This is a genomic window from Janthinobacterium sp. BJB401 (genome assembly GCF_013372745.1).
In the GTDB taxonomy this organism is placed as follows: Bacteria; Pseudomonadota; Gammaproteobacteria; order Burkholderiales; family Burkholderiaceae_D; genus Janthinobacterium; species Janthinobacterium rivuli.
Genome location: NZ_JABXFH010000106.1, coordinates 1 through 3,014, shown reverse-complemented (window position 1 = coordinate 3,014; position 3,014 = coordinate 1). Strand labels below are relative to the sequence as shown.

The following is a 3,014-nucleotide window of genomic DNA, read 5'->3' as shown; positions in this document are numbered from 1 at the left end:
TTTGTCTCCTGTAGGACGACAAAGCCTGAATCTGGAAGAAGCAAAGATTGGGGTAATGACTGGTAGTATCAACAAACTCACAACGTTGTACCGTCTTATCCTCTGTACCTGCTAAGGTTATAGGGACAAGCCGTACGGGCAATTAGTACTGGTTAGCTTAATGCATTACTGCACTTCCACACCCAGCCTATCAACGTCCTGGTCTCGAACGACCCTTCAAAGAGCTCAAGGCTCTGGGAAATCTCATCTCAAGGCAAGTTTCCCGCTTAGATGCTTTCAGCGGTTATCTCTTCCGAACTTAGCTACCCGGCAATGCCACTGGCGTGACAACCGGTACACCAGAGGTTCGTCCACTCCGGTCCTCTCGTACTAGGAGCAGCCCCCTTCAAATTTCCAACGCCCACGGCAGATAGGGACCAAACTGTCTCACGACGTTTTAAACCCAGCTCACGTACCACTTTAAATGGCGAACAGCCATACCCTTGGGACCGGCTACAGCCCCAGGATGTGATGAGCCGACATCGAGGTGCCAAACTCCCCCGTCGATATGAACTCTTGGGAGGAATCAGCCTGTTATCCCCAGAGTACCTTTTATCCGTTGAGCGATGGCCCTTCCATACAGAACCACCGGATCACTATGTCCTACTTTCGTACCTGCTCGACTTGTCAGTCTCGCAGTTAAGCACGCTTATGCCATTGCACTATCAACACGATGTCCGACCGTATCTAGCGTACCTTCGAACTCCTCCGTTACACTTTAGGAGGAGACCGCCCCAGTCAAACTGCCTACCATGCACTGTCCCCGATCCGGATAACGGACCAAGGTTAGAACCTCAAACAAACCAGGGTGGTATTTCAAGGTTGGCTCCACGAGAACTAGCGTCCCCGCTTCAAAGCCTCCCACCTATCCTACACAGATTGGTTCAAAGTCCAATGCAAAGCTACAGTAAAGGTTCATGGGGTCTTTCCGTCTAGCCGCGGGTAGATTGCATCATCACAAACATTTCAACTTCGCTGAGTCTCGGGAGGAGACAGTGTGGCCATCGTTACGCCATTCGTGCAGGTCGGAACTTACCCGACAAGGAATTTCGCTACCTTAGGACCGTTATAGTTACGGCCGCCGTTTACTGGGACTTCAATCAAGAGCTTGCACCCCATCATTTAATCTTCCAGCACCGGGCAGGCGTCACACCCTATACGTCCACTTTCGTGTTTGCAGAGTGCTGTGTTTTTATTAAACAGTCGCAGCCACCAGTTTATTGCAACCCTTTCACCCTCATGGAGTAAACCAATCAAGCTACCGGGGCGTACCTTTTCCCGAAGTTACGGTACCAATTTGCCGAGTTCCTTCTCCCGAGTTCTCTCAAGCGCCTTAGAATACTCATCTCGCCCACCTGTGTCGGTTTGCGGTACGGTCTCGTATGACTGAAGCTTAGAGGCTTTTCTTGGAACCACTTCCGATTGCTTCGTGCACAAGTGCACTCGTCCCATCCCCTTGAATTCCGCGCCCGGATTTGCCTAAGCGCCTTCTATGAGACAGAAACTGACTATTCCAACAGTCAGACAACCTTCCGCGATCCGTCCCCCCATCGCATCATACGACGGTGCAGGAATATTAACCTGCTTCCCATCAGCTACGCATCTCTGCCTCGCCTTAGGGGCCGACTCACCCTGCTCCGATGAACGTTGAACAGGAAACCTTGGGCTTACGGCGTGGAGGCTTTTCACCCCCATTATCGCTACTCATGTCAGCATTCGCACTTCTGATACCTCCAGCATCCTTTACAAGACACCTTCGCAGGCTTACAGAACGCTCTCCTACCATATCTATTGCTAGATATCCGCAGCTTCGGTGACTGGCTTAGCCCCGTTACATCTTCCGCGCAGGACGACTCGATCAGTGAGCTATTACGCTTTCTTTAAATGATGGCTGCTTCTAAGCCAACATCCTGACTGTTTTAGCCTTCCCACTTCGTTTTCCACTTAGCCAATCTTTGGGACCTTAGCTGGCGGTCTGGGTTGTTTCCCTCTTGACGCCGGACGTTAGCACCCGACGTCTGTCTCCCAAGCTCGCACTCATCGGTATTCGGAGTTTGCAATGGTTTGGTAAGTCGCAATGACCCCCTAGCCATAACAGTGCTCTACCCCCGATGGTGATACTTGAGGCACTACCTAAATAGTTTTCGGAGAGAACCAGCTATTTCCAAGTTTGTTTAGCCTTTCACCCCTACCCACAGCTCATCCCCTAATTTTTCAACATTAGTGGGTTCGGACCTCCAGGGCGTGTTACCGCACCTTCATCCTGGCCATGAGTAGATCACTTGGTTTCGGGTCTACACCCAGCGACTGATCGCCCTATTCGGACTCGATTTCTCTACGGCTTCCCTATATGGTTAACCTTGCCACTGAATGTAAGTCGCTGACCCATTATACAAAAGGTACGCAGTCACGGAACAAGTCCGCTCCTACTGTTTGTATGCACACGGTTTCAGGATCTATTTCACTCCCCTTCCGGGGTTCTTTTCGCCTTTCCCTCACGGTACTGGTTCACTATCGGTCGATTACGAGTATTTAGCCTTGGAGGATGGTCCCCCCATATTCAGACAGGATGTCACGTGTCCCGCCCTACTTGTCGTACGCTTAGTATCACCGGTCTGATTTCGAATACGGGACTATCACCCGCTACGGTTCCTATTTCCAGAGGATTCTTCTATCAGTCCGACTATCACGTACAGGCTCTTCCCATTTCGCTCGCCGCTACTTTGGGAATCTCGGTTGATTTCTTTTCCTGCAGCTACTTAGATGTTTCAGTTCGCCGCGTTCGCCTTGCATACCTATGTATTCAGTATGCAATACCCTAAAAGGGTGGGTTGCCCCATTCGGAAATCTGCGGATCAAAGTGTGTTTGCTCACTCCCCGCAGCTTATCGCAAGCTACTACGTCCTTCATCGCCTGTAATCGCCAAGGCATCCACCATGTGCACTTATTCGCTTGTCCCTATAACGTTAGCCTCT

The 3,014-nt window shown here is 50.8% G+C and carries 1 rRNA gene; it reads right to left on the bottom strand.

The features are described from left to right. Nucleotides 1–121: 121 nt before the first annotated feature. Nucleotides 122–2,997 (bottom strand): 23S ribosomal RNA (locus tag HWE17_RS28335). Between the last annotated feature and the right edge of the window lie 17 nt (nucleotides 2,998–3,014).